This window comes from Pedobacter boryungensis (assembly GCF_013204825.1).
In the GTDB taxonomy this organism is placed as follows: domain Bacteria; phylum Bacteroidota; class Bacteroidia; order Sphingobacteriales; family Sphingobacteriaceae; genus Pedobacter; species Pedobacter boryungensis.
Window position 1 is genome coordinate 517,992 of sequence record NZ_JABMKV010000003.1, and the last position, 2,194, is coordinate 520,185.

The 2,194-nt window shown below is 38.6% G+C and carries 1 protein-coding gene; it reads right to left on the minus strand.

Going from position 1 to position 2,194, the window contains the following annotated elements; genetic code table 11:
* Positions 1-805: 805 nt before the first annotated feature.
* The gene (locus tag HQN85_RS14405) at positions 806-1,555 is read right to left on the minus strand and encodes a hypothetical protein (protein WP_173273504.1); all 750 of its coding nucleotides are present in this window, start codon (positions 1,553-1,555) and stop codon (positions 806-808) included.
* Between the last annotated feature and the right edge of the window lie 639 nt (positions 1,556-2,194).

Sequence of the window (2,194 nt, forward strand, 5' to 3'; positions counted from 1 at the left end):
ACCCGTCATTGCGAGGAACGAAGCAATCTTAAAGCAATTACCAAACCCTTTGATATCGCATTTTTAAACCTAAAGGTAAATTGAACCAACACCCTTATCGCCTAGCTCGTCACTCTCGCGAAAGCGGGAACCCTAAAGCCTATTAAACTGCATTACGATACCCGTCATTGCGAGGAACGAAGCAATCTTAAAGCAATTACCAAACCCTTTGATATCGCATTTTTAAACCTAAAGGTAAATTGAACCAACACCCTTATCGCCTAGCTCGTCACTCTCGCGAAGGCGGGAAACGTAATGCTTATTAAACTGCATTACGATACCCGTCATTGCGAGGCACGAAGCAATCTTAAAGCAATTACCAAACCCTTTGATATCGCATTTTTAAACCTAAAGGTAAATTGAACCAACACCCTTATCGCCTAGCTCGTCACTCTCGCGAAGGCGGGAAACGTAATGCTTATTAAACTGCATTACGATACCCGTCATTGCGAGGCACGAAGCAATCTTAAAGCAATTACCAAACCCTTTGATATCGCATTTTTAAACCTAAAGGTAAATTGAACCAACACCCTTATCGCCTAGCTCGTCACTCTCGCGAAAGCGGGAAACGTAATGCTTATTAAACTGCATTACGATACCCGTCATTGCGAGGCACGAAGCAATCTTAAAGCAATTATCAAACCCTTTGATATCGCATTTTAAACCTAAAGGTAAATTGAGCCAACATCCTTATCGCCTAGCTCGTCACTCCCGCGAAGGCGGGAATCTTAAAGCATCCAAACCATCCCTTAACCTACCATAAATGCTACAAATTCCTCATCATCCTAAATGGTATCCCAGAAACCTGTTTATAATACTCACTAGTTGCCCCAAACACCGATTTCAAATATGCCTTTACCTGTTGCGCATTAGCAATCAAGCCAACCTCCAAATTATACATCACCTCATTGCGCAGTAAACGCACATTTCCAAGTGCAACCTCATGCGTAACAACAGCAGCATTTAACTGTCGCAGTGTAGCACATTGTGAAGTTAACGTAACCACCTTCAACTCTATTTCATTTGGCTTATACTGTGGTATAGAATCAAGTTGCTGTATCAGTTTATAAAAATTATCCAATATATTATCATAACTCAATTGCGAAGCAGAAACCTGGTTAACAACCTTTCCATGCGCTAGCAATTCGGCTTTCCTTTCATCCGTTAATTTACCCGAAGCCCTTTTACCCTGCAATTTCCTGTTTATTGCAGCTACATTGTCAATAACTTGTATGGGCGTATCTGTAGCTTTCAAGGCATTTAACAAACGAGTACTTAACTTTTTTATAGACCTAAATGCCACCTCTCTAGCCACAACAGCATTAGACAAGTTTGCAAACAACTCATAAAAATCATTAACTGCATTTTTTGCTTTTGCCAATTGTCCTTGCATATTCCCAACACCAATTAATGTATTCGATGGATTGTAAATTGCGCCATAACCAATCACGAAAGAGATTAAAGTTTCAAAGTTTGCCACATTTTTAGCATGGCCCGTTTCATAGATTTTCGACATTGTTTTAAATTATAAGATAGATGCGTCTTGTAACAAGACCAAGATATATAATTTAAACAGCCTCAAACTTGCTAATTTCTAGTCTTTTAGGTGAACATCCTTTTACCAAAAGAAACCTACCAAGGTAAAAAGGAAATCTAGCTATGTAAAAAAGAAACCCACCTATGTAAAAAGGAAATCTAGCTATGCAAAAAAGAAACCCAACTATGTAAAAAGGAAAACTGCCAAGGTAAAAAGGAAATCTAGCTATGCAAAAAAGAAACCCAACTATGTAAAAAGGAAACCTACCAAGGTAAAAAGGAAATCTAGCTATGCAAAAAAGAAACCCAACTATGTAAAAAGGAAAACTGCCAATGTAAAAAAGAAACCTACTAATGTAAAAAGGAAAACTATCTATGTAAAAAAGAAAACTATATTAACCCAAAGGACTAGTACCATCCTTCAAGCCGAAAAACCTATACTAATTATTTCATCATCTTTCCTAAACTTTGCTATTTTACCTACCCATCATTCCCGCAAAGGCGGGAACCGTAAAGCTTATTATATTATGCATTAAGATACCCAATCGAGTTGGGTATGACGCGATACGTTCCTTAGCAAGGTAGGTTGGTGGTGGTACTTCCTTAGGATACGCTCAGG

What these genes read in the sequence shown, in the direction of transcription:
- HQN85_RS14405 (WP_173273504.1), bottom strand. Translation starts at nt 1,555, where the DNA reads ATGTCGAAAATCTATGAAACGGGCCATGCTAAAAATGTGGCAAACTTT.